This is a genomic window from Collinsella sp. BA40 (assembly GCF_008014645.1).
Lineage (GTDB): Bacteria > Actinomycetota > Coriobacteriia > Coriobacteriales > Coriobacteriaceae > Collinsella.
Genome location: NZ_VOWY01000012.1, coordinates 101,476 through 124,440 on the forward strand (window position 1 = coordinate 101,476; position 22,965 = coordinate 124,440).

Sequence of the window (22,965 nt, forward strand, 5' to 3'; positions counted from 1 at the left end):
GGATCTGCATGGAATAACGGTGCTGCTCTTGCATGGCACATGAACAGCGTTCAGTCATTGTTGCCTTGGCATTAAATGCACATTTTGAGTCTTTTGTGTCCCCGGAGAAGGGCTTTGCGTGCCATTTCGATGCGGGTTACGCGCCCGTTTGCGGATGATGGCATGGAATGTGCCCTCATTGCAGGCCGACGGTGCTGGAACACGCAACATATTCCACGGCTGAGGAAGTATTCACCTCGCACACGGGTGCCCAAAGACTCAAAATCGGCATTTAGTGCCATCGCGTATCGACGGGCCCCTGCATGAGGCGGGAAGGAGCTCGAAAGGGGCGTGCGGCGCGCTCGTTCGGGGACATCCGTATGAAAAGCCCCTGCCGCCTCGATGGGCGGCAGGGGTGCGGGAAGTGGGTCGTATTGGCTCGAGAGATTAATGAGCGGGATCGAACGCGCCGCTTTCCTCGTCGAAATAGAGCGCGTTCTTGAGGTAGCCGCGTTCGAGCATCCAGTCGAGCTGGGGTTGAACCATGTCGCACGTAGGGCGTGTGCACGCGGGGTATTGGGATATGGGGTAGGTCTTGGCAAGGGGCGCGGGGAGTTTGGCCTTCTCTACGAGCAGAGCGCGATAGTTCTCGGGATCGCTGTTGATGGCCTGGGCCGCCATCTCCCATCCGCGCTGGATGGCCTCGACGGCGTCCTCGCCGCCTGGTGCGTCCTCGAATGCCTCGCGTACCACCACGACCGATTGCGAGAGGTTTTTGCCCTCGGCATCATGGGCATCATCCATGATGGTGGTGCAGCCGTCGATCTCGCCCAGCGCGAGCAACGTTGCCGGCAGGGCGGCGGCGCCGACGTTTTCCGAGGTCATCATCTCGTAGCGCACCGGGAGCTTCTTGATTTCCTGCTTGTCGAAGTCGCCTTGGCCGATGCCCTCGATCTCGAGAAGCCTGTCCATGACGTACTCGGGAACGGTGTTGGAGCCCACGCCGATGGATGCGCCGCGCAGGTCTTCCGCCGTCTTGATAGGCGAGTCCGGTCCCACCATGATGCCGAAGCGCCCCTGTTCGGGCGTGGCACCTAGGGCGATCCATTTCAGCCGTACCGGCGTGCCCCCTGCGGTAAGGGAGGCCGAGACCTGCGGATCGGTCATCGCCATATCGATGTCGCCCGAGGTGAGCGCACTGGAGAGCTCCTGCGCGCTTTGGAACGTCGAGATCTTCACGTCGACGGAGCCGGGGAAGAGCACGTCGGCCTGGGCTACCCAGCCTGGGAGGAAATCCTCCGTCATCATCGTGCCCAGGCGTACCGTTGCGGGGCCGGTGGAAGCCACGGCCGCCGAGCCGGCGGAGGCGGCGGCAGCAGAGCCGCGATCTCTTTCATTTTTCGCGGTACAGCCTGCGAGGACGAGTGCGCCGAGCGCGCCGGCGCCGGCCAGGAAGCTGCGGCGCGTTGGATAGGATGGGTCGGCAAGGTTCGTGTTCAAAACGGGTCCTCCTGTTCGGTCGTGCGCTGCGGGGGTGTGGAGGCTGGCGTCGAAGCAAGGGCGCCGTCGCGCGCTCTCGCGGCGTGAAACGGTCTTCAGGGTCGCGAGTATAGGAATCGCTCCGCCATGCGTGTGAACATCTGGTAGGGCGGTGGGCGCGAAGGGCGGCGCGGTTCCGGAGGGGTGTGTAGACGGTGCGCGCCGCCTCCATGGGCATTGCATGTGAGCTTGGCTCGCGCTAAATTTCATACTTTCGCAGCAGGGGCATTCGGTATATTATTTCCCACGTCTGTTTAATCAGGGTCACCGATCCGCAGCGACCGTGCGACCGATGCGCATATTCGATAGGAGTCTCGCATGTCCGGACACTCTAAATGGGCAACTACCAAGCATCGTAAGGGTGCGCAGGACGCCAAGCGTTCCGCCCTCTTCTCCAAGCTGAGCCGCAACATCACCGTTGCCGCTCGCCTGGGCAACGATCCCAACCCCGACAACAACGCCTCGCTGGCCGCCGCCGTTGCCAAGGCCAAGGCGCAGTCCATGCCCAAGGACAAGATCAAGGCCGCCATCGACAAGGCCTTCGGCTCGGGTGCCGACGCCGCCGTGTACGAGAACATCGTGTACGAGGGCTATGGTCCCGCCGGCGTCGCCGTGTACGTCGAGTGCCTGACGGACAACCGCAACCGCACCGCTGCCGATGTCCGCTCCGCCTTCTCGCACGCTGGCGGTAACCTGGGCACCACCGGCTCCGTTGCCTTCCAGTTCGAGCGCAAGGGCCAGGTCGTCGTCTCCAAGGAGGTTCTGGATCCGAACGCCAAGAAGGAGACCATGATCGCCAACGGCGCTGCTGGCGACGAGGAAGAGTTCATGATGGCCATCGCCGAGGCCGGCGGCGACGATTACGAGGACGCCGGCGAGGACTGGGTCGTGTGGACCGCTGCCAACGAGCTCATGGCCGTCTCCAAGGGCATCGAGGAGCAGGGCATCGAGGTCAAGGGTGCCGAGCTCACCATGGTTCCCACCACCCCTACGGCCGTTTCCGGCGCCGACGCCAAGAAGGTCCAGCGCCTCATCGACCGTCTCGAGGAGCTCGACGATGTCCAGGACGTCTACAGCACCATGGACATGACCGACGAGGTCATCGCCGCTCTCGAGGAGGAGTAGGCACCTTTGGGCTAGCCGGGTCCATCTCCCCCTAGCTGTATAAGATCGCACGCCCTCCCGACCCGCTCCATGGCGGGCCGGGAGGGTTTTTTTATGCGCCGGCCCGGTGCGCGTCGACCCGGTCGCGCGTCGGCCCGGTCGCGCGCCGACCCGCCCATACGCCGACCCGCGCCCGTCCGGCTATCCGATGGGATGGTTCCGAACAAATTAAGTTTTTCGGATGATGCCCGGTTCCTTCGCCGCGGGGATGCGGGCGATTTATACTGGAAGGCCAGATGCGTCGTATTCGCGCCGACTTGGTGTCGTGCGTTGTGGATACAGGAGGAAAGGAGGCGGAATGGGACGGTTGAAGAAGGCGTGCGCCATCATCTATCTCCTTGCTTTTGCCGTGGTGCTCGCGAGTTTCGCATCGTCGCTTGCGGGGCCGTTCTCCCGCGATGCGGCCGAGCTGCTCGACCTTCCCGCCTTTCAGGCGTTTCTCGCGGCGTGCATGGCCATATGCGCGCTTCAGGCGCTCTACGTGCTGGGCCGCGTCGTTTTCGATAAGCCTGAGCCCCGCTGCATCCATCCACAGGGCGCGACGGATCTCGAAGTGACCACGTCGGCGCTCGAAGCCGTGGCGCGTACCGCCGCGCGCGACGAGGACGTCCTGGTCGATCGGGTGCTCGTGCGCATCCGGGGGAGGGCGCACGATACGCTGTATGTGACCATCGAGGCGATCGCGCTTGACGATACGGCTCTCGACGTGCGCGCCGCAGCGATGCGCTCGCGTGTCGAGCAGGCGATGCGCGATATGCTCGGCACGTCGTGCGCATCGGTGCGCGTTCGTTTTCTACCTGCCCGGACTACCGTGGTGACCAAGGAGGATGAGCTGTGAGTGATATGAAGGGGGCGCCCAAGGCGCCGCGTCCCGTTATCGAGCAGAGCACCGAGGCCGATGAGTCCAGCCGCCCGCGCGTCGAGCGCGAGGTTGGGGCCGATGAGGCCCGTTCGGCGTTTCACGACACGACCGTGGGGTTCTTTTCGCGTGCGGGCCAGCGCGCATGGGCCTATGCCGACGCCCATCCGCATACGGTGCTGTACGCCGGCGTCGGCTTGCTGCTGGCCGTGCTGATACTTTGGCTCGGGTTGTGGCACGCCTTGGTCATCGCGATCTTCGTGGTCGTGGGCGCGGCCATCGGCCAGGCGCGCGACGGCGAGGGCGGTATCTACCGTTTCTTCCGGCGAATCTTCGGTGGTCGCGGCTAGCGCGTGCATCGATGCCGTGTTTTGGGGAATCAGATGCTACAGCTCGGGTGCCGAGTGAAGCTGAAGAGAAGGGTGCATGCGATGACGAGCGCACAGAATAACGATACCAAGGTCGATGATCTCGAGACGATGGAAACCGAGACCGCGAACAGCGCGGATGCGGAATCCGAGGAGGTCGTTGCCGACCTTACCGATCTGGATGACGACGATCTGACATCGGAGGATTCGCTTACGTATTCCAACGGCGTGATCGAGAAGATCGTGGCCATGGCGACGCGCGAGGTCCCGCATGTGCTGGGCATGAAGGGCAATCTCATGCACTTCGTCCAGGAGCAGTTCGGCGGCGAAAGCCTCACCAAGGGCGTATCCGTGGAGGTCACCGACGATAACCGCGTGGTGGTGAACATCTCGGTGATCATCGAGTACGGCTCCTATGCGCCTGATATCTTCGAGGATGTGAAGAAGGTGGTTACCGATCGCCTCGCCGCTATGACCGGTTTGGAGGTCGCCGGCATCAACCTCCGTATCGACGACGTCGTGACGCGCGACGAATACGCCGAGAGCCAGAAGCGCGTGCTCGACAGCTTGAAGGATAACGAGGGGTAGAAGCGAACGGGGGCGTGCGACGATTCCGCCGCCCGATCGAGAGGGGCCGCCTATGTTAGCGTTTGGTAACATAGGCGGCCTTTTCATGTGTCGACCTTGCATCTGCTGCAACGCGCGTGCTATTCTCGTCCGCATGATTACTACGCTTGCACATAACACGATGATGATGGTCATGGAGATGCCCTCGCCCGGGCACTTTGTCATGTCGCGCGCATGCGCTGCACATGTGGAGACCGGGCGCCTCTCGTAAGATCGCCTCTGGCAGGAGGCGGTCCGCCTTCTTGTTCAACCATCATCGAGCGGAGTTTCACTCGTGATCAGCATTCAACATCTGTATAAGAACTATGCCGAGCCCGCGAAGACGGGGCGCGGGAAAGCCGGGCGCGCTGCCGGCATCGATGGGTCGTATGCGGCGTCGGTGAGCGGGGAGCCCGTGCTCGTTGCGGCCGCCGCAGCGGGCGCGACCTCCGAGGCCGTTTCGGCCGTTGCGGATATCGCGCCCGCTGCGAACGGGGCATTTGCCCTGAACGATATCTGCTTGGATATCGCCGACGGCGATCGCTTCGGCATCATCGGCATGAGCGGTGCGGGCAAGTCCACGCTGGTTCGCACCATCAACCTGCTGGAGCGCCCCACGTCGGGCCGGATCATCGTCGACGGCCGGGATATAACGGACCTCTCCGGTTCCGCTTTGCGCAGCTATCGCCGACGCGTGGCCATGATCTTCCAAAACTTCGGCCTGCTGGCCCAAAAGACGGTGCTGGACAACGTGTGCTTCCCGTATGTAGCCGCGTCCGGCAAGGTCACCGCCGAAAATCGCGCCCATGCGCTGGAGCTGCTCGATCGCGTGGGGTTGGCACAGAAGGCATCGTCGTATCCCAGCCAGCTGTCGGGTGGACAGCAGCAGCGCGTCGCCATCGCGCGCGCCCTGGCATGCGAGCCCGAGGTCATCCTCTGCGATGAAGCCACCTCGGCACTCGATCCCAAGAGCACCAACACCATCCTCAAGCTTTTGCGCGATATCAACGAGGAGACCGGCGTCACGCTGGTCATCATCACGCATTCCATGGACGTGGTGGAGAAGATCTGCAACAACGTCGCGGTGCTCGATGCCGGACGCGTGGTCGAGCAGGGGCCGGTCGCCTCCGTGTTCGAGGCCCCGCGTGCCGAGGCAACGCGCGTCCTTCTGGGAAAGGTGGACTGGGATGCTTAGTGAATTCCTTGCCGAGTATTCCGGCTTGCTTGTCCAGGGTACGCTCGACACGCTGGTGATGGTGTTCGCCTCCACGGCGATCGCCTACGTCATCGGTACCGCGCTGGGCGTGGTGCTGCATCTGACGGTCCGCGACGGCTTGCACCCCGCCCCGCTGCTCAATGCGGTGCTGGGCTGGGTCGTGAATATCGGTCGTTCGCTTCCGTTCATCATCTTGCTCATCGCGCTCATGCCCGCTACGGCGGCGCTCGTGGGTACGTCCACCGGCGTGCGCGGCGTCATTCCGCCCCTGGTGGTGGCTACGGCCCCGTTCGTCGCGCGCATGGTGGAGCAATCGCTGGCCGAGGTCTCGCGTGACGCCGTCGAGGCAGCCGAGGCCTGCGGCGCTTCCGTTCCGCGCATCGTGTTCTCGGCGCTGCTGCCCGAGGCGTTGCCCTCCATCGTGCGCGGTATCGCCGTCACGCTTATAGCCGTGCTCGGCTACACCGCCATCGCCGGCGCCGTTGGAGCGGGCGGCTTGGGCGACATCGCCATCCGCTACGGCTATTACCGCTACGAGAACGAGGTCATGATCGCCACGGTCGTCCTCCTCGTTATCCTGGTCCAGCTGATTCAGTCCGCGTGCGGCTGGATCGCCCGCAGGGTGGACCACCGCTAGGGCGCTCGGCGCCTCGACTGGGCCCCGCGCTCGCGCGTTCAGCCGCCGCGTTCGAGCCGGTTGGCGTTCCCGTGCGTCGGGCGTCGATGCACCGCAACCCCGGCGGCGGCCCTCATGGGGGGGCGCCGCCAGCCCCGACGGGGCGGCGCCGCCATTTCGCTTCATTTCTTCCTATATGCAAATTTCATCCAGAAAGGATGTCCCGTATGAACAGCAACGTTTCCCTCACTCGCCGCCTTGCCTTGAAGTCCCTGGCCGTCGCCGCCGGTCTGGTCGCCTTGGGCGGCCTGTCGGCTTGCGGCTCGGCGCCCGCCGAGGCCGATGCATCCAAGCTCGTGGTCGCCGCCTCGCCTGCGCCCCATGCGCAGATCCTGACGGATTTCGCGGCTCCCGCGCTGAAGGAGCAGGGTATCGAGCTCGTGGTGAAGGAGTACACCGACTACATCCTGCCGAACAAGGACACCGACGGCGGAAGCGTCGACGCGAACTATTTCCAGCACATCAACTATCTTGATAACTACAACGCGGAGAACGGCACCGACCTGGTGTCGGCCGGCGCCGTCCACTACGAGCCGATGGCCGTGTACGCCGGCAAGTCCGCCGACCTGGACGCCATCGCCGACGGCGCCGTGATCGCCGTTCCCAACGACCCCACCAACGAGGGCCGCGCCCTGCTGCTCCTGCAGGATCTGGGCCTCATCAAGCTGAGCGATCCCGAGGACCTCGAGGCCACGCCCAAGGATATCGCCGAGAACCCGTATAACCTGGTGTTCCAGGAACTCGAGGCCGCGGCCGTGCCCCGTGCCCTGCAGTCCGTGGACTTCGCGGTGATCAACGGCAACTACGCCATCGAGGCCGGCTACCATGTCGAGGACGCGCTTGCCCACGAGGAGACCGGTTCGCGCGCGGTTGAGCAGTATGCCAACATCGTCTGCACGGCCGCCGACCACGCCGACGATCCGCAAGTGAAGGCGCTTGTCGAGCTGCTCCAGTCCGATGATTTCAAGGCGTATCTCGAGGCGAACTACGGCCAGGACGTCCTGCCGGCGTTCTAATACGCGCCTGTACGCCATCCACCTCAAAACCATCACAAAGTTATGGAATTGCCTGCACAGCTGAACTTTATGTGGCGCTGGGCAGGCAATCGGCGTATAGTAACGAATGTTTTGTCGGCTCCTGCCGTCAATTCGTCATGCCTCAGACAGCCATCGCGGGCATGGCGCACGTCAGGAGGCACGAGGATAGCTTTTCATGGTGAACCCCGTGCTTAAAACCCCAGTTAGGAGTGAACATGGCTGAAGAGAAGTACGTTCCGCGTCTTAAGACCAAGTACAACAACGAGGTCAAGCAGCTGATGCAGGACAAGTTCGAGTACGGCAACGTCATGGAGATCCCGAAGTTCGAGAAGATCGTCGTCAACATGGGTGTTGGCGAGGCCGCTACGGACTCCAAGGCTATCGACGGCGCTGTGCGCGACCTGCGCACCATCACCGGCCAGCAGCCCATGGTGACCCGTGCCCGCAAGTCCATCGCATCCTTCCGCCTCCGTGCCGGTATGCCCATCGGCGCCAAGGTCACCCTGCGCGGCGACCGCATGTGGGAGTTCTTCGATCGTCTGACCTCCATCGCGATCCCCCGTATCCGCGACTTCCGCGGCATCTCCGCCAAGTCCTTCGATGGCCGCGGCAACTTCTCCATGGGCGTCACCGAGCAGCTCATCTTCCCCGAGGTTGACTTCGACTCCGTCGATCACACCCGTGGTATGGACATCACCATCGTTACTACCGCGAAGACCGATGAAGAGGCCAAGGCCCTTCTCGACGCCTTCGGTTTCCCGTTCAAGAAATAGGTTCTAATGCCCCGGGCCCACGGGCGGTGCGCGAAGAGCACGTGCCGCCCGTCCGGAGCGAACATACTCAGATGTGAGGAGGAAATAAGTGGCTAAGACATCGATGATCGTCAAGTGCAATCGCAAGCAGAAGTTCTCGACGCGTGAGTACACCCGTTGCCAGCGTTGCGGCCGTCCGCATTCGGTCTACCGCAAGTTCGGCATCTGCCGTGTCTGCTTCCGCGAGCTGGCACTCAAGGGCGAGCTTCCCGGCATCAAGAAGGCCAGCTGGTAAGTCACTGCCAGCGCGTCAGGCGCACGTGCCTGATCGCACGGAAGAACGTGCTGTCTGGCTCACCTGCTAGGGGCAGGGGAGGACCGCAGCATGAGTTCATCAAGAACGAAGGAGAATCTGCATGAACGTCACAGACCCGATCGCAGACATGCTTACGCGTATTCGCAACGCGAACTCTGCGAACAAGGCTGAGGTCTCGATGCCGAGCAGCAAGAAGCTCGTCGAGATCGCCCGCGTTATTTGTGAGGAGGGCTACGTCGAGAGCTACTACGTCGAGGACACCGCTCCGGCTAAGACCCTGCACATCACTCTGAAGTACGGTCCCAAGAAGAAGAAGGTCATCAACGGCATCAAGCGCATCTCCAAGCCTGGTCTGCGCAAGTACGCCGGCGTTCAGGACCTGCCCCGCGTTCGCGGTGGCCTTGGTACCGCCATCGTTTCTACGAGCAAGGGCGTTATGGCCGACCGCGACGCTCGCAAGCTGGGCGTCGGCGGCGAGATCGTCGCTTTTGTTTGGTAATCGCCTCGGCGTGTAGAAGGAAAGGAGATCACCGTGTCTCGTATCGGTAAGAAGCCTGTCCAGATTCCCGCCGGAGTCGAAGTGACAGTTAATGGCAACACCTGCATCGTGAAGGGCCCCAAGGGCACCCTGGAGCAGGATTTCCACGAGGAGATCAGCGTCGAGGTCGTGGAGAACGAGGTTATCGTTACCCGCGCCAACGATGAGCGCACCGCCCGTGCCCAGCACGGTCTGACCCGCGCCCTCATCCAGAACATGGTCACCGGCGTTTCCGAGGGCTTCGTGAAGTCCCTCGAGCTCGCTGGCGTTGGCTACCGTGTCCAGCTCAAGGGCACCGCGCTCGACTTCTCCCTGGGTTATTCCCACCCCGTTGTCATGGAGCAGCCCGAGGGCATCACCTTCGAGGTTCCCGACAACACCCACATCAACGTCAAGGGCATCAACAAGCAGCAGGTCGGCCAGGTCGCCGCTGAGATTCGCGCGAAGCGTCCGCCCGAGCCCTACAAGGGCAAGGGTATCCACTACGTTGGCGAGCACATCCGTCGTAAGCTCGGTAAGGCCGCTAAGTAGTAAGCGCTCTCTTGCATCCTAAGACCAGCACCCCGTTAGGTGCTGGCATGACTTCTTAAGGAGTTTCAGCATGAACAAGAACAAGGCGAAGCAGGCAGGCCTTAAGCGCCGTCAGCGTCGCGTTCGCGGCAAGATTTTCGGCACCGTCGAGCGTCCGCGTCTGCGCGTCGTTCGTTCCAATGCGAACATCTACGCCATGATCGTCAACGACACCGAGGGCAAGACGCTCGTTTCCGCGTCCACGCTCGAGGCTGAGTTCAAGGGCACCAAGACCGGCAACAAGGAGGCCGCTGAGAAGGTCGGCAAGCTCGTCGCCGAGCGCGCTCTCGAGGCCGGCATCACCCAGGTCAAGTTCGACCGTGGTGGCCGCATCTATCATGGCCGTGTCAAGGCCCTGGCTGATGGCGCCCGCGCCGCCGGCCTGGTCTTCTAGGAGGTATTAAGCAATGGCTCGTAATATCAAGCAGCAGCGCGAGGCCTCCGAGTTCGAGGAGCGCGTCGTCTTCATCAACCGTGTCGCCAAGACCGTCAAGGGCGGCCGTCGCATGTCCCTCGTGGCTCTCGTCGTCGTCGGCGACGGTAAGGGCAACGTGGGCCTGGGCATGGGCAAGTCCCAGGAGGTGCCCCTGGCCATCTCCAAGGCTACGCTCGACGCCAAGAAGCACATGTTCCATGTTCCCGTCACCGCTGAGGGCACCATCCCGCATGAGGTCCTCGGTCACTTCGGTGCCGCGAGCATCCTGATCAAGCCCGCTGTCGAGGGTACCGGTGTTATCGCCGGCGGCGCCGTGCGCCCCCTCTTCGAGCTCGCGGGCATCAAGAACGTCCTCTCCAAGTCCCTTGGTTCCGACAACGGCCTCAACATCATCAAGGCCGCTGCCGAGGGCCTCAAGGAGCTCTCCAGCCCCGAGGACATTGCCGAGCTTCGCGGTCTGACCGTCTCCGAGATGTTCGTCGGTAAGAAGGAGCAGTAAGCATGGCTAACACCATCAAGATCAAGCAGGTCCGCAGCACGAACGGCTGCAAGGAGGACCAGCGCCGCACCGTTCGCGCCCTGGGCCTCAACAAGATCAACGCCACGCGCGAGATCACTGATAACGAGAGTGTCCGCGGCATGATCTTCAAGGTTAAGCACCTTGTCGAGATCGTAGAGGAGTAACAATGCAGCTTCATGATCTTACTCCGGCTGAGGGTTCCAACAAGCGTCGCAAGCGCGTCGGTCGTGGTAACTCCTCCGGTAAGGGTACCTATTCGGGTCGCGGCCAGAACGGCCAGGGCTCCCGCTCCGGCGGCACCAAGGGTGCCGGCTTCGAGGGTGGCCAGACCCCGCTCGCGATGCGTCTCCCGAAGCTCCCTGGCTTCGTGAGTCCCCGTCGCATCGAGTTCACCCCCATCAACGTCTCTACCCTCGAGGAGCGCTTCGAGGCTGACGCCGTCGTCGACGGTGCCGCCCTCAAGTCCGCCCGCCTCGTGAAGAGCGTCGACGAGCCCGTAAAGGTGCTCGGCAACGGCGAGATCACCAAGAAGCTCACCGTCAAGGTCGATAAGGTCTCCGCTTCCGCGAAGGCCAAGATCGAGGCGGCTGGCGGAAAGGTCGAGCAGCCGTGCTAAATGGTTTGAAGAATATGTTCCGCATCAAAGAGTTGCGCGGAAAGATTCTCTTCACCATCGCGATGCTCGTGCTGTACCGTATCGGTGCACACGTTCCTGTGCCCGGTATCCCCTTCCAGGGGATGCTGGGCCTTTTCCAGTCTGCAGGTGATTCTGTAGCGCAGGGTGCGATGGCGCTGTTGAACCTCTTCTCCGGTGGCGCTCTTTCGTATGTGTCGGTGTTCTCCCTGGGCATCATGCCCTACATCACCAGCTCGATCATCATCCAGATGCTTCAGAGCGTAGTTCCCTCCCTGCACGAGCTCGCTCGTGAGGGCGAGGTGGGGCAGACCAAGATCACCCAGTACACGCGTTATCTCACGCTCGCCCTGGCCGTGCTCAACGCTATCGGCTACCTCTTCCTGTTCAAGGGCTTCGGCATTTCCTTCAACGGTGCCGGTGCACCCGAGATCATCTTCGACGTGATGGTCGTCGGCACGCTCGTTGCAGGCGCCATGCTCATCATGTGGATCGGCGAGCTCATCACGCAGCGCGGTATTGGTAACGGCATGTCCCTTATCATCTTCGCCAACATCATGGCCGGCCTGCCCCAGGCCATCCTCCAGTCCATCGATGGCGGTAACATGGGCATCGTGATGACCCTCGTCATCCTGCTCATCATCCTGTGCGTGATTCCGCTGATCGTCTTCATCGAGCGCGGCCAGCGCCGCATTCCGGTCCAGTACGCCAAGCGCGTCGTGGGTCGTCGCATCATGGGCGGCCAGTCCACCTATCTGCCCATCAAGGTCAACACCGCCGGCGTTATCCCCATCATCTTCGCCAGCGCGCTGCTGTACTTCCCGGCGCAGATCGCCGTGTTCTTCCCGAACGTCGGCTGGATTCAGGCGGTGGCCAATGCGCTTTCGACCGGCTGGATCAACTGGATCCTCAACGTTGTCCTGATCGTCTTCTTCGCGTACTTCTACACCTCCATGGTGTTCAATCCCGATGAGACGGCCGACAACCTCAAGAAGCAGGGCGGCTTCATCCCGGGCGTCCGTCCCGGCAAGGCTACGGCGCGCTACATCAAGAACGCGCTCAACAAGATCACCCTGCCTTCCGCGATCTTCCTGGCACTCATCGCCATCGTCCCCTCGATCGTGTTCTCCTTCACTGGCAACGCGCTCATCCAGGCGTTCGGCGGTACCTCAATCCTCATCATGGTCGGCGTCGTTCTCGACACCATCGCCAAGGTGGAGAGCCAGATGAAGATGTACGATTACGACGGGTTCTTCAAGTAAGTTAGGTTGAGAGGAGCAAACCCATGAACATCGTTCTGTTGGGTGCACCGGGCGCAGGTAAGGGCACTCAGGCCCAGCGTCTCGTGCGTGATTTCGGCGTTGCCCATATTTCTACCGGTGATCTTCTCCGCGCTGCCGTCAAGGGCGGCACCGAGCTTGGAATCCAGGCTAAGAAGTACATGGATGCCGGCGAGCTCGTACCCGACCAGCTCGTTATCGATCTGGTCAAGGGGCGCCTGGCCGAGGATGACGCCCAGCAGGGCTTCCTGCTCGACGGCTTCCCGCGCAACACGCTCCAGGCCGTCACGCTCGATTCCGAGCTGTCCGAGATGGGTCGCGAGCTTGATTGCGCCCTGCTGATCGACGTGGCCGGCGATGTCATCATCAACCGTCTGTCCTCTCGCCGCACCTGCCGCGCCTGCGGCTACACCGGCACCGCCTCGGACGAGGTGTGCCCGTCGTGCGGTGGCGAGATGTATCAGCGCGATGACGACAAGGCCGAGACCATCGCCAATCGACTGGACGTCTACGAGAAGCAGACCAGCCCCCTCGTCGAGTACTATCGCGGTCAGGATATCCTCCACGCCGTCGACGGCGATCGCGATGCCGACGTCGTCTATGCGGACGTGAAAGAAGTCCTCGGTCTATGATCAAGATCAAGTCTGCACACGATATCGAGCAGATGAAGGTTGCCGGAGCGCTATCTAAGATGGCGCTCCGGCGCGTTGGTGCCATGGTTCGTCCGGGCGTCTCCACCTTCGAGCTCGATCAGCTCGCCGAGCAGATCATCCGCATGCATGGCGGCAAGCCCGCGTTCAAGGGCTACGGCGGATTCCCCGGTACCATCTGCGCTTCGATCAACGATGCGGTCGTCCATGGAATCCCCAATCCCGATATCATCCTGCGCGATGGCGATATCATCTCCATCGACACCGGTGCTGTCGTGGACGGTTGGGTGGGCGACAACGCCTGGACCTTCTATTGCGGCACGCCGTCCCAGGAGACGCGCGCGCTGAGCGAGGTTACCCTCGACTGCCTCCGAGCCGGCATCGAGCAGGCAGTCCCCGGAAACCATATCGGGGACATCGGTTTCGCGATTCAGTCCCTTGCGGAGAGCCATGGGTACGGCGTGCTTCGCGATTACGTGGGTCACGGGATCGGCCGCGCGATGCATGAGGATCCCAACGTGCCCAACCATGGCAAGAAGGGGAGGGGCGTGCGTCTCCAGGCCGGTATGGTGATCGCCATCGAGCCCATGGTGACGCTTGGTTCCCCGCGCGTGCGCGTGGGGGCTGACGGCTGGTTGGTTTCTACTCGCGACCACCTGCCCGCCGCCCACTACGAGAACACCGTCGCGATTACCGACGATGGTCCCGTGGTCCTCACCGCCGACGCCCAGGGAGCATGGTGCAGCATGCAGGGCGGCCTCCTCTAAATAGGACAAACTTGTTCTATATATGGAGTGATGGAGAACTTTATGATTCCAGCGAATGACTGTTGTATCATTCGCTATTGCTGTCGTTTTCACTTTAGAGAAAGATGATTGCTTGTGAAGAAGGAAGATGCTATCGAACTCGAGGGTACGGTAACCGAGCCGTTGCCCAATGCCATGTTTCGTGTTGAGCTCGAGAACGGCGTTTCTGTGCTGTGCTCGATCTCGGGTAAGATTCGCATGAACTACATCCGTATTCTCCCGGGCGACAAGGTTACGGTGCAGCTGTCTCCGTACGACCTTACGCGCGGTCGCATCACCTATCGCTATAAATAACGATAGCGTAGACACGCATTCAAATACGATCGCCGGAGTGCTCAGTCCGCGATCGCATTTGCATGTAGTTACCAGCCTTCAGTTTTAACGCCTGCGGCTGGGCGAGTAGATAACATTCCGTTTGTAGCATGAGCACTACCGAAAGGAAGAACGATGAAGGTACGCCCTTCCGTCAAAAAGATGTGCGATAAGTGCAAGATCATTCGCCGCCATGGCAAGGTTCTCGTGATCTGCGAGAATCCTCGCCATAAGCAGCGTCAGGGCTAAGAGAGGAGAACCATAGTGGCCCGTATTAACGGTGTCGACCTTCCGCGCGAGAAGCGCGTCGAGATTGGTCTGACCTACATCTACGGCATCGGCCGCACTACCGCCACCAAGATCTGCGTCGAGTGCAACGTCAACGTCGATACGCGCGTTAAGGATCTCACTGAGGACGAGATTAACGCCATCCGTGATTACATCGATAAGAATCACATCATGGTTGAGGGCGACCTTCGCCGTGAGCGCACCCAGAACGTCAAGCGCCTTATGGACATCGGCTGCAACCGTGGTCTGCGCCACCGCAAGGGCCTGCCGGTCCGCGGTCAGCGCACCCACACCAACGCTCGTACCCGCAAGGGTCCGAAGCGTCAGATCGGTGCTAAGAAGAAGAAGTAGGGAGTTTGACGCATAATGGCTACTGCTAAGAACAAGCGCGGCGCCGCTACCCGCATCAAGCGCTCCGACCGCAAGAACATCTCCGTGGGCCAGGCTCACATTCGTTCCACGTTCAACAACACCATCGTTTCGATCACCGACGCCCAGGGCAACGTCATCGCCTGGAAGTCGGCCGGTACCGTGGGTTTCAAGGGCTCTCGTAAGTCCACTCCGTTCGCCGCTCAGATGGCCGCCGAGGCTTGCGCCAAGATCGCTATGGATCACGGCATGCACAAGGTCTCCGTCTTCGTGAAGGGCCCCGGCTCTGGTCGCGAGACCGCCATCCGCTCCCTCCAGGCCGCCGGCCTCGAGGTTTCGAGCATCCAGGACAAGACCCCCATCCCGCACAACGGCTGCCGCCCCAAGAAGCGTCGCCGCGTGTAACTGAAAGGATCGAAATACTATGGCAATCGATAGGACTCCGGTTCTGAAGCGCTGCCGCCAGCTCGGGATCGATCCCGCTGAGCTCGGTTACAGCAGCAAGAAGGAATCTATCCGTCAGCCCAAGCGCCGTCGCAAGGAATCCGAGTACGGCATGCAGCTGCGCGAGAAGCAGAAGGTTAAGTTCATCTACGGCGTGCTGGAGAAGCAGTTCCACACTTACTTCAACCGCGCCCGCAAGATGAAGGGCATCACCGGCGAGAACCTGCTCATTCTTCTTGAGAGCCGTCTCGACAACGTGGTGTTCCGTCTTGGCTTCGCCCGCACCCGCAAAGAGGCTCGTCAGACCGTTCGTCATGGTCACTTCACCGTGAACGGCCGTCGCGTCGACATCCCCTCTTATCAGGTCAAGCCCGGCGACGTCGTTGCTGTTGGCGAGAAGTTCCGCGACCTCCTTCCCATCAAGGAGGCCCTGATTTCCTCCGAGCGCTTCGAGGTCCCCGGCTGGCTCGAGGTCGATATCGAGAAGCTGTCTGGTAACGTGCTGGCCATGCCCGTGCGCGAGCAGATCAGCGGCGATATCAAAGAGCAGCTCATCGTCGAGCTCTACTCTAAGTAGTCCGTTTGGGCTGCTGAGGCTGGAGGTATTACATGTCAGAATTCATTAGGCCCCAGGTTCAGGTCGAAGAGATCAACGACACCTGTGCCCGCGTTTCCGTCGAGCCGCTCGAGCGCGGCTATGGCGACACGCTGGGTAACTCCATCCGCCGCGTACTGCTGTCCTCCCTCGAGGGCGCCGCGGTCGAGGCGATCCAGATCGATGGCGCTCAGCACGAGTTCATGGCCATCGACAACATGGTCGAGGATGTCACCGATATCGTTCTGAACGTCAAGGGCCTGGTGTTCCGTTCGCTGGGCACCACGAACGAGGCTACGGCGACCATCTCGGTCGACGGCCCGTGCGAGGTTACCGGCGCGGACTTCTTCATCCCGTCGGAGTTCGAGCTCGTGAACCCCGAGCAGCACATCGCTACCCTCACTGAGGGCGGACACCTTACCATGAGCATGCGCATCGGTTATGGCCGTGGTTACGTCTCCTATGAGGCCAACAAGCGTGATAACGATCCCATCGGTATCATTCATGTTGACTCGCTGTATTCCCCGGTCCGTCGTTGCGCCAAGCTCGTTGAGGCTTGTCGCGTCGGCCAGCACACGGACTACGATCGCCTGGTTCTCGAGATCGAGACCAACGGCGCCGTGGATCCGCGCGAGGCTGTCGTCCAGGCTGCCAATATCATCAACCAGCATATGGCTGCCTTCATGAACCTCGCCGATGCTCCCGAGGAAGAGGAGGAGATCTCCATCTTCGCTCCCGAGCAGGCCAACGACAACGCCGAGCTCGACAAGCAGATCGAGGATCTCGATCTTTCGGTGCGCTCCTACAACTGCCTTAAGCGCGCGAGCATCCACTCCGTGCGTCAGCTTGTGGAGTTCTCCGAGAACGATCTGCTGAACATCCGCAACTTTGGTGTGAAGTCGATCGAGGAAGTCAAGGACAAACTTGAGTCCATGGGTCTCAGCCTCAAGGCTTAAAGATCCGTGTTTTAGAGGAGAACCAGACCATGCGTCACAACAAGAAGAAGGGCCTGAAGCTCGGCACCGATGCCAGCCACACCAAGGCCATGAAGAAGAGCCTTGCCAAGGCGCTCTTCGAGAACGACCGCATTAAGACCACCGAGACCCGTGCCAAGGCGCTCCGTTCTTACGCTGAGCCCATCATCACGTGGGCCAAGAAGGGCGATATCCACTCTCGCCGTCTTGCCATCGCCAAGCTCGGCGATAAGAACCTCGTGGCTGAAATCTTCGATAAGGCCGCTCAGGGCATGTGGGCCGACCGCAACGGCGGTTACACCCGCATCATGAAGCTCGGCGCCCGCAAGGGCGACAACGCCGAGATGGTCATCATCGAGCTCGTTACCGAGCCGGTTGTGAAGAAGGCCCCGAAGAAGGCTGCCGCTCCCAAGAAGGTCGAGACCAAGGTCGAGGCCGTCGAGGAGACCGAGGCTGCCGAGGAGGCTGCTGAGTAGCGAGGTATCCCACGGGATACGATGCGACTTTTCGGAGGGGCGCCGTTTGCGCCCCTCTTTTTTATTGAACGGCGATGGCGTACCACCGCCTGCGAAGCCAAGGAGGGTCGATGATCGAGCTGGAACGGGCGTGCCGCGTGTACGCCGACGGAACGCACGCGCTCCGTGGGCTGTCGTTTCGCGTCAAGCCCGGAGAGATCGTAGGGCTTATCGGCCCCAACGGCTCTGGCAAATCAAGCTGCGCTCGCTTGCTCTGCGCCATGGATCTTGCAAACGACGGACGCGTCGTCATCGACGGTATCGATCCGGCCGATGACGAGCGCGCGCGGCTTGCTGTTCGCGAGCGCGTCGCATTCGTGCAGCAAGATCCGGTTGACCAGATCGTCAGCACCGTGGTTTTCGATGAGGTCGCGTTCGGGCCGCGGAACCTCGGCCTTAACGAGTCCGCTGTCGCGCACCGCGTTACCGATGCGCTTCGCGCGGTCGAGCTCTCGGGATTCGAGGGCCGTGATGTAAACGGGCTGTCCGGTGGAGAGCAGCAACGTCTCGCGCTCGCGAGCGCCCTTGCCATGCGCCCGCGCTACGTCGTTCTCGACGAGGTGACCTCGATGCTCGACAGCGCGGCGAGACCGTCGTTCAGGGAGCTCGTAGCCGACCTCGCGGCAGGGGGCACGGGCGTCGTCATGGTTACCCACGATGTGGCCGAGATGGTTATGTGCGACAGCCTCGTTGCGCTGCGCGACGGCTGTTCCGCGTGGGAGGGCGACCTGGGCGATCTTGCGCGAGGCGATGATGGCCTCTGGGACGACTGCGTGGTGTCGACACGGTATTCGAACGCGCTCAGAGCCGTTCTACGCGCAGGAATCGATCTTGGAGCATGTCGTACACCCGAATCGCTTGCCCGTGCCCTCTATGGGCTTTCGAGGGGCTCGGGTGCACGTTTAGGGGATCTGGTGCCGCGCCTGCTCGATGGTTGCGGATTCGCCGCGAGCTCATCGTCCGTTGCATCGGAGTCGGCATCAGCCCCTCGCTTGTCATCCGGAATCGTCGCCCGTTCCGTTTCGTTCTCATATGACGAAGGCGACCCCGCGTGTCCGACCGCTCTGTGCGGCGTCGACTTGGAGGCTCCCGCGGGATGCGTCACGCTGCTTGCCGGTCGCTCGGGGTCGGGCAAGACGACCCTGGCGCATCTGGCCTGCGGCCTGCTCGCGCCCTGTGCGGGCGCGCTGTCCATCGACGGCGGCGCGCCCGATCCCGCGCGGTGCGCCCTTTCGTTCCAGCGGCCCGAAAACCAGCTGTTTCTCGATACCGTCTATGACGAGCTCGCATTCGCGCCGCGCAATCTGGGCTGGGACGAGGCCCGCGTCGCGGCGTCGGTCGATCGCGTGTCCGACCTGCTGGGGATCGAATCCAGCTGGTTCGAGCGCTCGCCCTTCGAGCTTTCGGGCGGGCAGGCGCGCCGCGTCGGCCTGGGTTGCGTTCTTGCGCTCGATGCGCCCGCCTACATCCTCGATGAGCCGACGGCCGGGCTCGACGCTGCCGGGCGCCGGATGGTGCGCGCTCTGGCGCGCGTCCTCGCCCGTGGTGGTCGCGCGGTGATGGTTATCAGCCACGACCTCGATGAGTGGGCGCCCGTGACCGACCGCGTGGCGCTTATGCGCGACGGGCGCGTGTGCTGGCAGGGTCCGGCTTCCGAGCTCGCGGCACGCCCCGGATGTTTCGATGCCGCCGGAATCGAGCCGCCCGAGAGCGCGCGTCTCGTCCGCGCCCTCGAGTCCCTGCGGGGCGGTGGTGCCGATGGGTGCTAGCTCCTTCTCCGCCGGCCGCGCCGACTCCGCGCTCGCGCGCGTCGATGCGCGCGTCAAGGTCCTGCTGCTGCTCGCCTATACGGCCGTGCTGTTCTGGGATCCTCATCCAACCGTGGTTGCTGCCTCGTTCGCCCTGCTTGCGCTGTGCATTCGCGCTGCGGGCCTGCGTGCGCGCGCCGTGGCCGCGACTGCCAAGCCGGTTGCGGTCATCTTGGCGTTCACCCTCTGCGCGAACCTGGTTTCGTGCGATGGCACGGCGCCCGTGCGCGTGCTGGGCGCCGTAGGGGTGGATCTGGCACGCGGCGCGCGCGGCCTCATGGCGGTCATGCGCATCGTGCTGCTCATCGGCTTCTCCTTGACGGTTTCCGCGTCCACGACGCCCGTCGAGCTCGGCGATGCCGTCGTGCGCCTGATGCGCCCGCTGGGCCGTGTGGGCGTCCCGGTGCCCCAGATCGGCTCGATGCTGTCGATCGCGCTGCGCTTCATCCCCGTGGTGGCCGACGAGTTCCAGCGTATCCAGCGGGCCCAGCGGGCGCGTGGCGTGCGCTTCGATGAGGGGCCGCTGCGCGTGCGTATCGGAAGATGGGCCGCCGTGCTTACGCCGCTCATCGTGGCGCTCTTCCGCCGTGCCGACCGTCTGGCCGACTCGATGGCGGCGCGATGCTATGCTGATGGCTCGCGGTGCCAGGTGCCTTCCCGGTCCCTGGGGCCTCGCGACCGCGTGGTGCTCGGCATGGGCATCGCGCTTTGCGTCGCGTTGGTGCTGTGTTCAAGATTCGCCCTCTAGCATGAATGCGAGAACGACCTATGACTGATGTGGAAGCTTCCAAGACGGCCGAGGAGCCCGCGGGCACGCTCGTGTTTCGCCTGGGGTACGACGGCGCCGCCTACTGCGGGTTTGCCGAGCAGCCCGGCCAGACCACGGTAGCGGGCGAGATCCGCCGCGCGCTCGAGACCTTCTTGCGCCGTCCCATCGAACTTACCTGCGCGGGCCGCACCGATTCGGGCGTGCACGCCATCGCGCAGTACGTGAGCGTCCCGGCGTTCGCCGAGGAGCTGCGCATTCCGCGCTCGCGTTGGATGCGCGCGATGGCCGCCCTGCTTCCCGGCGATATCGCATTAGGCGAGGTCTACCACGCCGCCCCCGGGTTCTCCGCGCGATTCGACGCCCGTGCGCGTACCTACACCTATCGCATCGCCACCGGGGAGGCGCGCCCGCTTCTCACGCGCAATTACTCCTGGTGGCACCGGCTCCCCCTTGATGTGGACGCCATGGATCGCGCCGCCGCATGCTTGGTGGGCGAGCATGATTTCAAGAGCTTCTGCAAGGTGGCCTCGGCTGTGGGCAAGCCCACCTGCCGCAACGTGCATGCGGTTTCATTCGCTCGTGAGGTCCAGATGGGCGAGGAGCTCATCGCCTTCACCATTACGGGCAACGCGTTTCTGCACTCTATGGTGCGGACCATCGTGGGAAGCCTGGTAGAGGTCGGCTCCGGCCATAGGGACGAGGCCTGGCTTTCAGGGGCGCTCGCCGCGTGCGACCGTCAAGCCGCCGGTCCCACCGCGCCCGCTCGCGGCCTGTGCTTCATGGAGGTCTCCTACGACGATGGCGTGCTGTCCGTGTGCCCCGATGCGCGCGCGTAGCGCCGTCTTGTCGAAGGTTTGTGTAACCCGCTCGGCCGCGCGGTTCGCGCTCATTCGCGCGACGCCCTGCGATACCATGCTGCTGGTATAGCAGTAGCTGAAAGGTAGATGTGGTGCGTCGTCGTGTCCCCAGGTGCCCGCGCGTTTCCGTGATCGTGGCGGCCCATAATGCCGAAGGTCATATGTCGCGTGCGGTCGAAAGCGTCTTGAACCAAGGTTATGAGGACCTTGAGCTCGTCGTCGTCGACTGCGCATCGCGCGACCGCACGCGCTCCGTCTGCGAGCGCTTCGCCGAGCGCGATATTCGCGTCGAGGTCCTGTGCATAGAGGATGAATCGACGGATGCCGGCCGTCGCGCCGGCCTGCTGTCGGCCCGTGGGACCTGGGCGATGTTCCTCGATCAGAACGACTGGCTTTCATCGGGATACCTGCAAACCATGGTCGACGCCATGGTCGCCCATGACGCCCTGCTGGTCATTCCCGAGCTATCCATCGATGCCGAGCAACCCGATGGCGCTCGCGTTTCCACCACGATCTCCCATGAGCCCTGCAGCTGGAATACGCCCGATTCCTTTCGCCGCGGCGCCTCCGCCCTCATCGAGAGCGGCGTGCTTGCTTGTACCGCGGGCAAGCTGTTCGACCGCGCCCGCCTTCAGGACGCGTCGTGCGCTTCCGAGGGGGGCGACGCCGATCAGGCGGCCATGATCGGCTATGTTCGCGACCTTGATCGGGCGGCCGTCGTCGAGGGCGCCCGCTATCACCTTACGGTGGCGCCCGCGCCCGCGCGCCCCGCTTTCGACCCGACGCAGTTCGCCCGCGCGCGCCGTGAGTTCGAGGCCCTCGAGGCCCTGTATGAAGTCTGGGGGTTTGCGGACGACGCCGAGGCCATGCGTCCCATCTACCGTCGCCACCTGCGCGAGGTCGTGCGCTGTATCGTGAACGCCGCGCTGGGGTCGGGCCGTGTGTCGTCCATCGAGCGCAAGCAGCGCGTCCAGGATATGGTGGATGACGACGCCACGCGCCGTTGCGTGCAGGCGCTTGAGGCTTGCAGCCACGAGTTCGGCTTGATGTACGCGCCCATCGCGCGTCGGAGCGCCATGGCGTGCTGCATGGGTGCTCGCATCCAGGATATCGTCGACCGCGCGCTCACACCGCTGGGTGCTGCGGCAACGGGCCGCGCGCGCTAGGACCGCCGTTCGCCCGCGGCGCCGTCCAGCTATTCGATCGGTTCCTGTATATCCAATATCACCTGCGTGACGGCGCCGTGTCCAAATGAGTAACGAAACTTTCCTTATGCATGCTTCGACCGTTCACCCTGCTCGTTTGAAGAATTTGAGTCATAACTGTAAAATCAGTGCGGTGTCGACCGCACGTGGCTCGTCGGTATATATCTTCTGATACGAGCCGTTGTATGCAATCGGGGTGAATGGACCATGGCAAAGAAACGCAACGGACGCCAGGATGCGATTCGCGATATCGTGCGCAACAAGGATGTTCGTACGCAGCGCATGCTGGTGGACGAGCTGAAGGCGTGCGGCTTTGACTGCACGCAGGCTACGGTATCGCGCGATATCGCCGACATGGGGCTGCGCAAGCTGCCCGAGGGCGTGTACGTGCTGGCCGAGGACCTGCATCTTCAGCGCATGGTATCCGAGCTGGTGGTCGATGTGCAGCGCACGGAGAACCTGGTGCTCGTCAAGGCACAGCCCGGTACTGCATCCGGTATCGCCGCGGCCGTCGATGCCGCGGAGCTGCCCGATGTGCTGGGGTCGCTCGCGGGTAACGATACCATTTTGGTAATCGCGCAGACCGCCGAGGACGGCGCGCGTTTCGAGTCACTGATCACCAAGCTAAGGAGCGTCCACAAGTAATGCCCGCCGTACTTCATATTCTTATGATCTCGTTGGTCCTGCTGCTTCCCATCGCGCTCGTCGCGTTGCTGGTCTGGTATTTCATCAGGTGGCGCGCCTCGCGGTAGCGCACCGTTTCCATCGACTCGCACAGCCCGTCGGTCTCCCATGAGGCCGACGGGCTGTTTTCGTAAATGGGGGGTGTCTCTATGGTTTTGTCAACCATGGCCGCCCTCGTTTTTCAGCATGGTCCATCGGG

Annotated in this window: 31 protein-coding genes; 30 read left to right on the top strand and 1 reads right to left on the bottom strand. The window is 62.7% G+C overall.

Going from position 1 to position 22,965, the window contains the following annotated elements:
- Nucleotides 1-426: 426 nt before the first annotated feature.
- The gene (locus tag E4J93_RS06180) at nucleotides 427-1,479 is read right to left on the bottom strand and encodes an ABC transporter substrate-binding protein (protein ID WP_222705699.1); all 1,053 of its coding nucleotides are present in this window, start codon (nucleotides 1,477-1,479) and stop codon (nucleotides 427-429) included.
- A gap of 357 nt (nucleotides 1,480-1,836) precedes the next feature.
- Here E4J93_RS06180 and E4J93_RS06185 point away from each other — a divergent pair, with 357 nt between their 5' ends.
- The 30 genes from E4J93_RS06185 (at nucleotide 1,837) to E4J93_RS06330 (ending at nucleotide 22,727) form a co-directional block, all read left to right on the top strand.
- The gene (locus tag E4J93_RS06185) at nucleotides 1,837-2,643 is read left to right on the top strand and encodes a YebC/PmpR family DNA-binding transcriptional regulator (RefSeq protein WP_147588591.1); all 807 of its coding nucleotides are present in this window, start codon (nucleotides 1,837-1,839) and stop codon (nucleotides 2,641-2,643) included.
- 337 nt (nucleotides 2,644-2,980) lie between these two features.
- Nucleotides 2,981-3,520 (top strand): hypothetical protein, encoded by a 540-nt coding sequence (locus tag E4J93_RS06190; RefSeq protein WP_147588592.1) that lies wholly within the window; start codon nucleotides 2,981-2,983, stop codon nucleotides 3,518-3,520.
- A 5-nt stretch (nucleotides 3,521-3,525) separates the two neighbouring features.
- Entirely contained in the window at nucleotides 3,526-3,891 is a 366-nt protein-coding gene (locus E4J93_RS06195) for a DUF2273 domain-containing protein (RefSeq protein ID WP_147588630.1), read from the top strand.
- An 81-nt stretch (nucleotides 3,892-3,972) separates the two neighbouring features.
- The gene (locus E4J93_RS06200; protein WP_187231632.1) at nucleotides 3,973-4,497 is read left to right on the top strand and encodes an Asp23/Gls24 family envelope stress response protein; all 525 of its coding nucleotides are present in this window, start codon (nucleotides 3,973-3,975) and stop codon (nucleotides 4,495-4,497) included.
- 313 nt (nucleotides 4,498-4,810) lie between these two features.
- Nucleotides 4,811-5,710: a methionine ABC transporter ATP-binding protein gene (locus tag E4J93_RS06205; RefSeq protein WP_147588594.1), complete on the top strand. Its 900-nt coding sequence runs from the start codon at nucleotides 4,811-4,813 to the stop codon at nucleotides 5,708-5,710.
- On the top strand, nucleotides 5,703-6,368 hold the full coding sequence (locus E4J93_RS06210) for a methionine ABC transporter permease (protein WP_147588595.1): 666 nt from the start codon (nucleotides 5,703-5,705) through the stop codon (nucleotides 6,366-6,368). The genes E4J93_RS06205 and E4J93_RS06210 overlap by 8 nt, the downstream gene beginning before the upstream one ends.
- A gap of 206 nt (nucleotides 6,369-6,574) precedes the next feature.
- Nucleotides 6,575-7,423: a MetQ/NlpA family ABC transporter substrate-binding protein gene (locus E4J93_RS06215; RefSeq protein WP_147588596.1), complete on the top strand. Its 849-nt coding sequence runs from the start codon at nucleotides 6,575-6,577 to the stop codon at nucleotides 7,421-7,423.
- A 236-nt stretch (nucleotides 7,424-7,659) separates the two neighbouring features.
- Nucleotides 7,660-8,217 carry a 50S ribosomal protein L5 gene (gene rplE / locus E4J93_RS06220; protein WP_147588597.1) on the top strand — a complete coding sequence of 186 codons (558 nt, stop codon included), beginning with the start codon at nucleotides 7,660-7,662 and terminating at the stop codon, nucleotides 8,215-8,217.
- 88 nt (nucleotides 8,218-8,305) lie between these two features.
- Nucleotides 8,306-8,491, top strand: coding sequence for a type Z 30S ribosomal protein S14 (locus E4J93_RS06225; protein WP_147588598.1), 186 nt, complete (start codon nucleotides 8,306-8,308; stop codon nucleotides 8,489-8,491).
- A 121-nt stretch (nucleotides 8,492-8,612) separates the two neighbouring features.
- On the top strand, nucleotides 8,613-9,011 hold the full coding sequence (rpsH, locus tag E4J93_RS06230) for a 30S ribosomal protein S8 (protein WP_147588599.1): 399 nt from the start codon (nucleotides 8,613-8,615) through the stop codon (nucleotides 9,009-9,011).
- Nucleotides 9,012-9,044: 33 nt separating this feature from the next.
- Nucleotides 9,045-9,581 carry a 50S ribosomal protein L6 gene (rplF, locus tag E4J93_RS06235; RefSeq protein ID WP_147588600.1) on the top strand — a complete coding sequence of 179 codons (537 nt, stop codon included), beginning with the start codon at nucleotides 9,045-9,047 and terminating at the stop codon, nucleotides 9,579-9,581.
- A gap of 70 nt (nucleotides 9,582-9,651) precedes the next feature.
- Entirely contained in the window at nucleotides 9,652-10,014 is a 363-nt protein-coding gene (gene rplR, locus E4J93_RS06240; RefSeq protein WP_147588601.1) for a 50S ribosomal protein L18, read from the top strand.
- Nucleotides 10,015-10,027: 13 nt separating this feature from the next.
- Nucleotides 10,028-10,555: a 30S ribosomal protein S5 gene (gene rpsE, locus E4J93_RS06245; RefSeq protein WP_147588602.1), complete on the top strand. Its 528-nt coding sequence runs from the start codon at nucleotides 10,028-10,030 to the stop codon at nucleotides 10,553-10,555.
- Nucleotides 10,556-10,557: 2 nt separating this feature from the next.
- Entirely contained in the window at nucleotides 10,558-10,740 is a 183-nt protein-coding gene (gene rpmD, locus E4J93_RS06250) for a 50S ribosomal protein L30 (protein ID WP_147588603.1), read from the top strand.
- 2 nt (nucleotides 10,741-10,742) lie between these two features.
- Complete coding sequence (rplO, locus tag E4J93_RS06255; RefSeq protein ID WP_147588604.1) at nucleotides 10,743-11,192, top strand: 50S ribosomal protein L15; 450 nt, start codon at nucleotides 10,743-10,745, stop codon at nucleotides 11,190-11,192.
- On the top strand, nucleotides 11,186-12,472 hold the full coding sequence (gene secY, locus E4J93_RS06260) for a preprotein translocase subunit SecY (protein ID WP_147588605.1): 1,287 nt from the start codon (nucleotides 11,186-11,188) through the stop codon (nucleotides 12,470-12,472). Before rplO ends, secY begins: the two co-directional genes overlap by 7 nt.
- 23 nt (nucleotides 12,473-12,495) lie before the next feature.
- On the top strand, nucleotides 12,496-13,122 hold the full coding sequence (locus E4J93_RS06265) for an adenylate kinase (protein ID WP_147588606.1): 627 nt from the start codon (nucleotides 12,496-12,498) through the stop codon (nucleotides 13,120-13,122).
- Nucleotides 13,119-13,907 (top strand): type I methionyl aminopeptidase, encoded by a 789-nt coding sequence (gene map / locus E4J93_RS06270; RefSeq protein WP_147588607.1) that lies wholly within the window; start codon nucleotides 13,119-13,121, stop codon nucleotides 13,905-13,907. Before E4J93_RS06265 ends, map begins: the two co-directional genes overlap by 4 nt.
- A gap of 114 nt (nucleotides 13,908-14,021) precedes the next feature.
- Nucleotides 14,022-14,240: a translation initiation factor IF-1 gene (gene infA / locus E4J93_RS06275; protein ID WP_039910571.1), complete on the top strand. Its 219-nt coding sequence runs from the start codon at nucleotides 14,022-14,024 to the stop codon at nucleotides 14,238-14,240.
- A gap of 153 nt (nucleotides 14,241-14,393) precedes the next feature.
- Nucleotides 14,394-14,507 (top strand): 50S ribosomal protein L36, encoded by a 114-nt coding sequence (gene rpmJ / locus E4J93_RS06280; RefSeq protein WP_006363204.1) that lies wholly within the window; start codon nucleotides 14,394-14,396, stop codon nucleotides 14,505-14,507.
- Nucleotides 14,508-14,522: 15 nt separating this feature from the next.
- Complete coding sequence (rpsM, locus tag E4J93_RS06285) at nucleotides 14,523-14,897, top strand: 30S ribosomal protein S13 (RefSeq protein WP_147588608.1); 375 nt, start codon at nucleotides 14,523-14,525, stop codon at nucleotides 14,895-14,897.
- 15 nt (nucleotides 14,898-14,912) lie between these two features.
- Complete coding sequence (gene rpsK, locus E4J93_RS06290) at nucleotides 14,913-15,320, top strand: 30S ribosomal protein S11 (protein ID WP_147588609.1); 408 nt, start codon at nucleotides 14,913-14,915, stop codon at nucleotides 15,318-15,320.
- Between the two features lie 19 nt (nucleotides 15,321-15,339).
- Entirely contained in the window at nucleotides 15,340-15,936 is a 597-nt protein-coding gene (rpsD, locus tag E4J93_RS06295) for a 30S ribosomal protein S4 (protein ID WP_147588610.1), read from the top strand.
- 32 nt (nucleotides 15,937-15,968) lie between these two features.
- Complete coding sequence (locus tag E4J93_RS06300; protein ID WP_147588611.1) at nucleotides 15,969-16,910, top strand: DNA-directed RNA polymerase subunit alpha; 942 nt, start codon at nucleotides 15,969-15,971, stop codon at nucleotides 16,908-16,910.
- A 29-nt stretch (nucleotides 16,911-16,939) separates the two neighbouring features.
- Nucleotides 16,940-17,404 carry a 50S ribosomal protein L17 gene (rplQ, locus tag E4J93_RS06305; protein WP_147588612.1) on the top strand — a complete coding sequence of 155 codons (465 nt, stop codon included), beginning with the start codon at nucleotides 16,940-16,942 and terminating at the stop codon, nucleotides 17,402-17,404.
- 110 nt (nucleotides 17,405-17,514) lie between these two features.
- Nucleotides 17,515-19,212, top strand: a complete 1,698-nt coding sequence (locus E4J93_RS06310; protein ID WP_187231633.1) for an ABC transporter ATP-binding protein — start codon at nucleotides 17,515-17,517, stop codon at nucleotides 19,210-19,212.
- On the top strand, nucleotides 19,202-19,999 hold the full coding sequence (locus E4J93_RS06315) for an energy-coupling factor transporter transmembrane protein EcfT (protein ID WP_187231634.1): 798 nt from the start codon (nucleotides 19,202-19,204) through the stop codon (nucleotides 19,997-19,999). Before E4J93_RS06310 ends, E4J93_RS06315 begins: the two co-directional genes overlap by 11 nt.
- Nucleotides 20,000-20,019: 20 nt before the next feature.
- On the top strand, nucleotides 20,020-20,856 hold the full coding sequence (truA, locus tag E4J93_RS06320; protein WP_147588615.1) for a tRNA pseudouridine(38-40) synthase TruA: 837 nt from the start codon (nucleotides 20,020-20,022) through the stop codon (nucleotides 20,854-20,856).
- A gap of 149 nt (nucleotides 20,857-21,005) precedes the next feature.
- On the top strand, nucleotides 21,006-22,043 hold the full coding sequence (locus tag E4J93_RS06325; RefSeq protein WP_255431946.1) for a glycosyltransferase family A protein: 1,038 nt from the start codon (nucleotides 21,006-21,008) through the stop codon (nucleotides 22,041-22,043).
- 246 nt (nucleotides 22,044-22,289) lie between these two features.
- Nucleotides 22,290-22,727, top strand: a complete 438-nt coding sequence (locus tag E4J93_RS06330) for an arginine repressor (protein WP_147588617.1) — start codon at nucleotides 22,290-22,292, stop codon at nucleotides 22,725-22,727.
- The last annotated feature ends 238 nt before the right edge of the window (nucleotides 22,728-22,965 follow it).

Coding starts and splice junctions, on each gene's coding strand:
- E4J93_RS06185 (WP_147588591.1), top strand. CDS start 1,837: ATGTCCGGACACTCTAAATGGGCAACTACCAAGCATCGTAAGGGTGCG.
- E4J93_RS06190 (WP_147588592.1), top strand. CDS start 2,981: ATGGGACGGTTGAAGAAGGCGTGCGCCATCATCTATCTCCTTGCTTTT.
- E4J93_RS06195 (WP_147588630.1), top strand. CDS start 3,526: ATGAAGGGGGCGCCCAAGGCGCCGCGTCCCGTTATCGAGCAGAGCACC.
- E4J93_RS06200 (WP_187231632.1), top strand. CDS start 3,973: ATGACGAGCGCACAGAATAACGATACCAAGGTCGATGATCTCGAGACG.
- E4J93_RS06210 (WP_147588595.1), top strand. CDS start 5,703: ATGCTTAGTGAATTCCTTGCCGAGTATTCCGGCTTGCTTGTCCAGGGT.
- E4J93_RS06215 (WP_147588596.1), top strand. CDS start 6,575: ATGAACAGCAACGTTTCCCTCACTCGCCGCCTTGCCTTGAAGTCCCTG.
- rplE (WP_147588597.1), top strand. CDS start 7,660: ATGGCTGAAGAGAAGTACGTTCCGCGTCTTAAGACCAAGTACAACAAC.
- rpsH (WP_147588599.1), top strand. CDS start 8,613: ATGAACGTCACAGACCCGATCGCAGACATGCTTACGCGTATTCGCAAC.
- rplR (WP_147588601.1), top strand. CDS start 9,652: ATGAACAAGAACAAGGCGAAGCAGGCAGGCCTTAAGCGCCGTCAGCGT.
- rpsE (WP_147588602.1), top strand. CDS start 10,028: ATGGCTCGTAATATCAAGCAGCAGCGCGAGGCCTCCGAGTTCGAGGAG.
- rpmD (WP_147588603.1), top strand. CDS start 10,558: ATGGCTAACACCATCAAGATCAAGCAGGTCCGCAGCACGAACGGCTGC.
- rplO (WP_147588604.1), top strand. CDS start 10,743: ATGCAGCTTCATGATCTTACTCCGGCTGAGGGTTCCAACAAGCGTCGC.
- E4J93_RS06265 (WP_147588606.1), top strand. CDS start 12,496: ATGAACATCGTTCTGTTGGGTGCACCGGGCGCAGGTAAGGGCACTCAG.
- map (WP_147588607.1), top strand. CDS start 13,119: ATGATCAAGATCAAGTCTGCACACGATATCGAGCAGATGAAGGTTGCC.
- rpmJ (WP_006363204.1), top strand. CDS start 14,394: ATGAAGGTACGCCCTTCCGTCAAAAAGATGTGCGATAAGTGCAAGATC.
- rpsK (WP_147588609.1), top strand. CDS start 14,913: ATGGCTACTGCTAAGAACAAGCGCGGCGCCGCTACCCGCATCAAGCGC.
- rpsD (WP_147588610.1), top strand. CDS start 15,340: ATGGCAATCGATAGGACTCCGGTTCTGAAGCGCTGCCGCCAGCTCGGG.
- E4J93_RS06300 (WP_147588611.1), top strand. CDS start 15,969: ATGTCAGAATTCATTAGGCCCCAGGTTCAGGTCGAAGAGATCAACGAC.
- rplQ (WP_147588612.1), top strand. CDS start 16,940: ATGCGTCACAACAAGAAGAAGGGCCTGAAGCTCGGCACCGATGCCAGC.
- E4J93_RS06310 (WP_187231633.1), top strand. CDS start 17,515: ATGATCGAGCTGGAACGGGCGTGCCGCGTGTACGCCGACGGAACGCAC.
- E4J93_RS06315 (WP_187231634.1), top strand. CDS start 19,202: ATGGGTGCTAGCTCCTTCTCCGCCGGCCGCGCCGACTCCGCGCTCGCG.
- truA (WP_147588615.1), top strand. CDS start 20,020: ATGACTGATGTGGAAGCTTCCAAGACGGCCGAGGAGCCCGCGGGCACG.
- E4J93_RS06330 (WP_147588617.1), top strand. CDS start 22,290: ATGGCAAAGAAACGCAACGGACGCCAGGATGCGATTCGCGATATCGTG.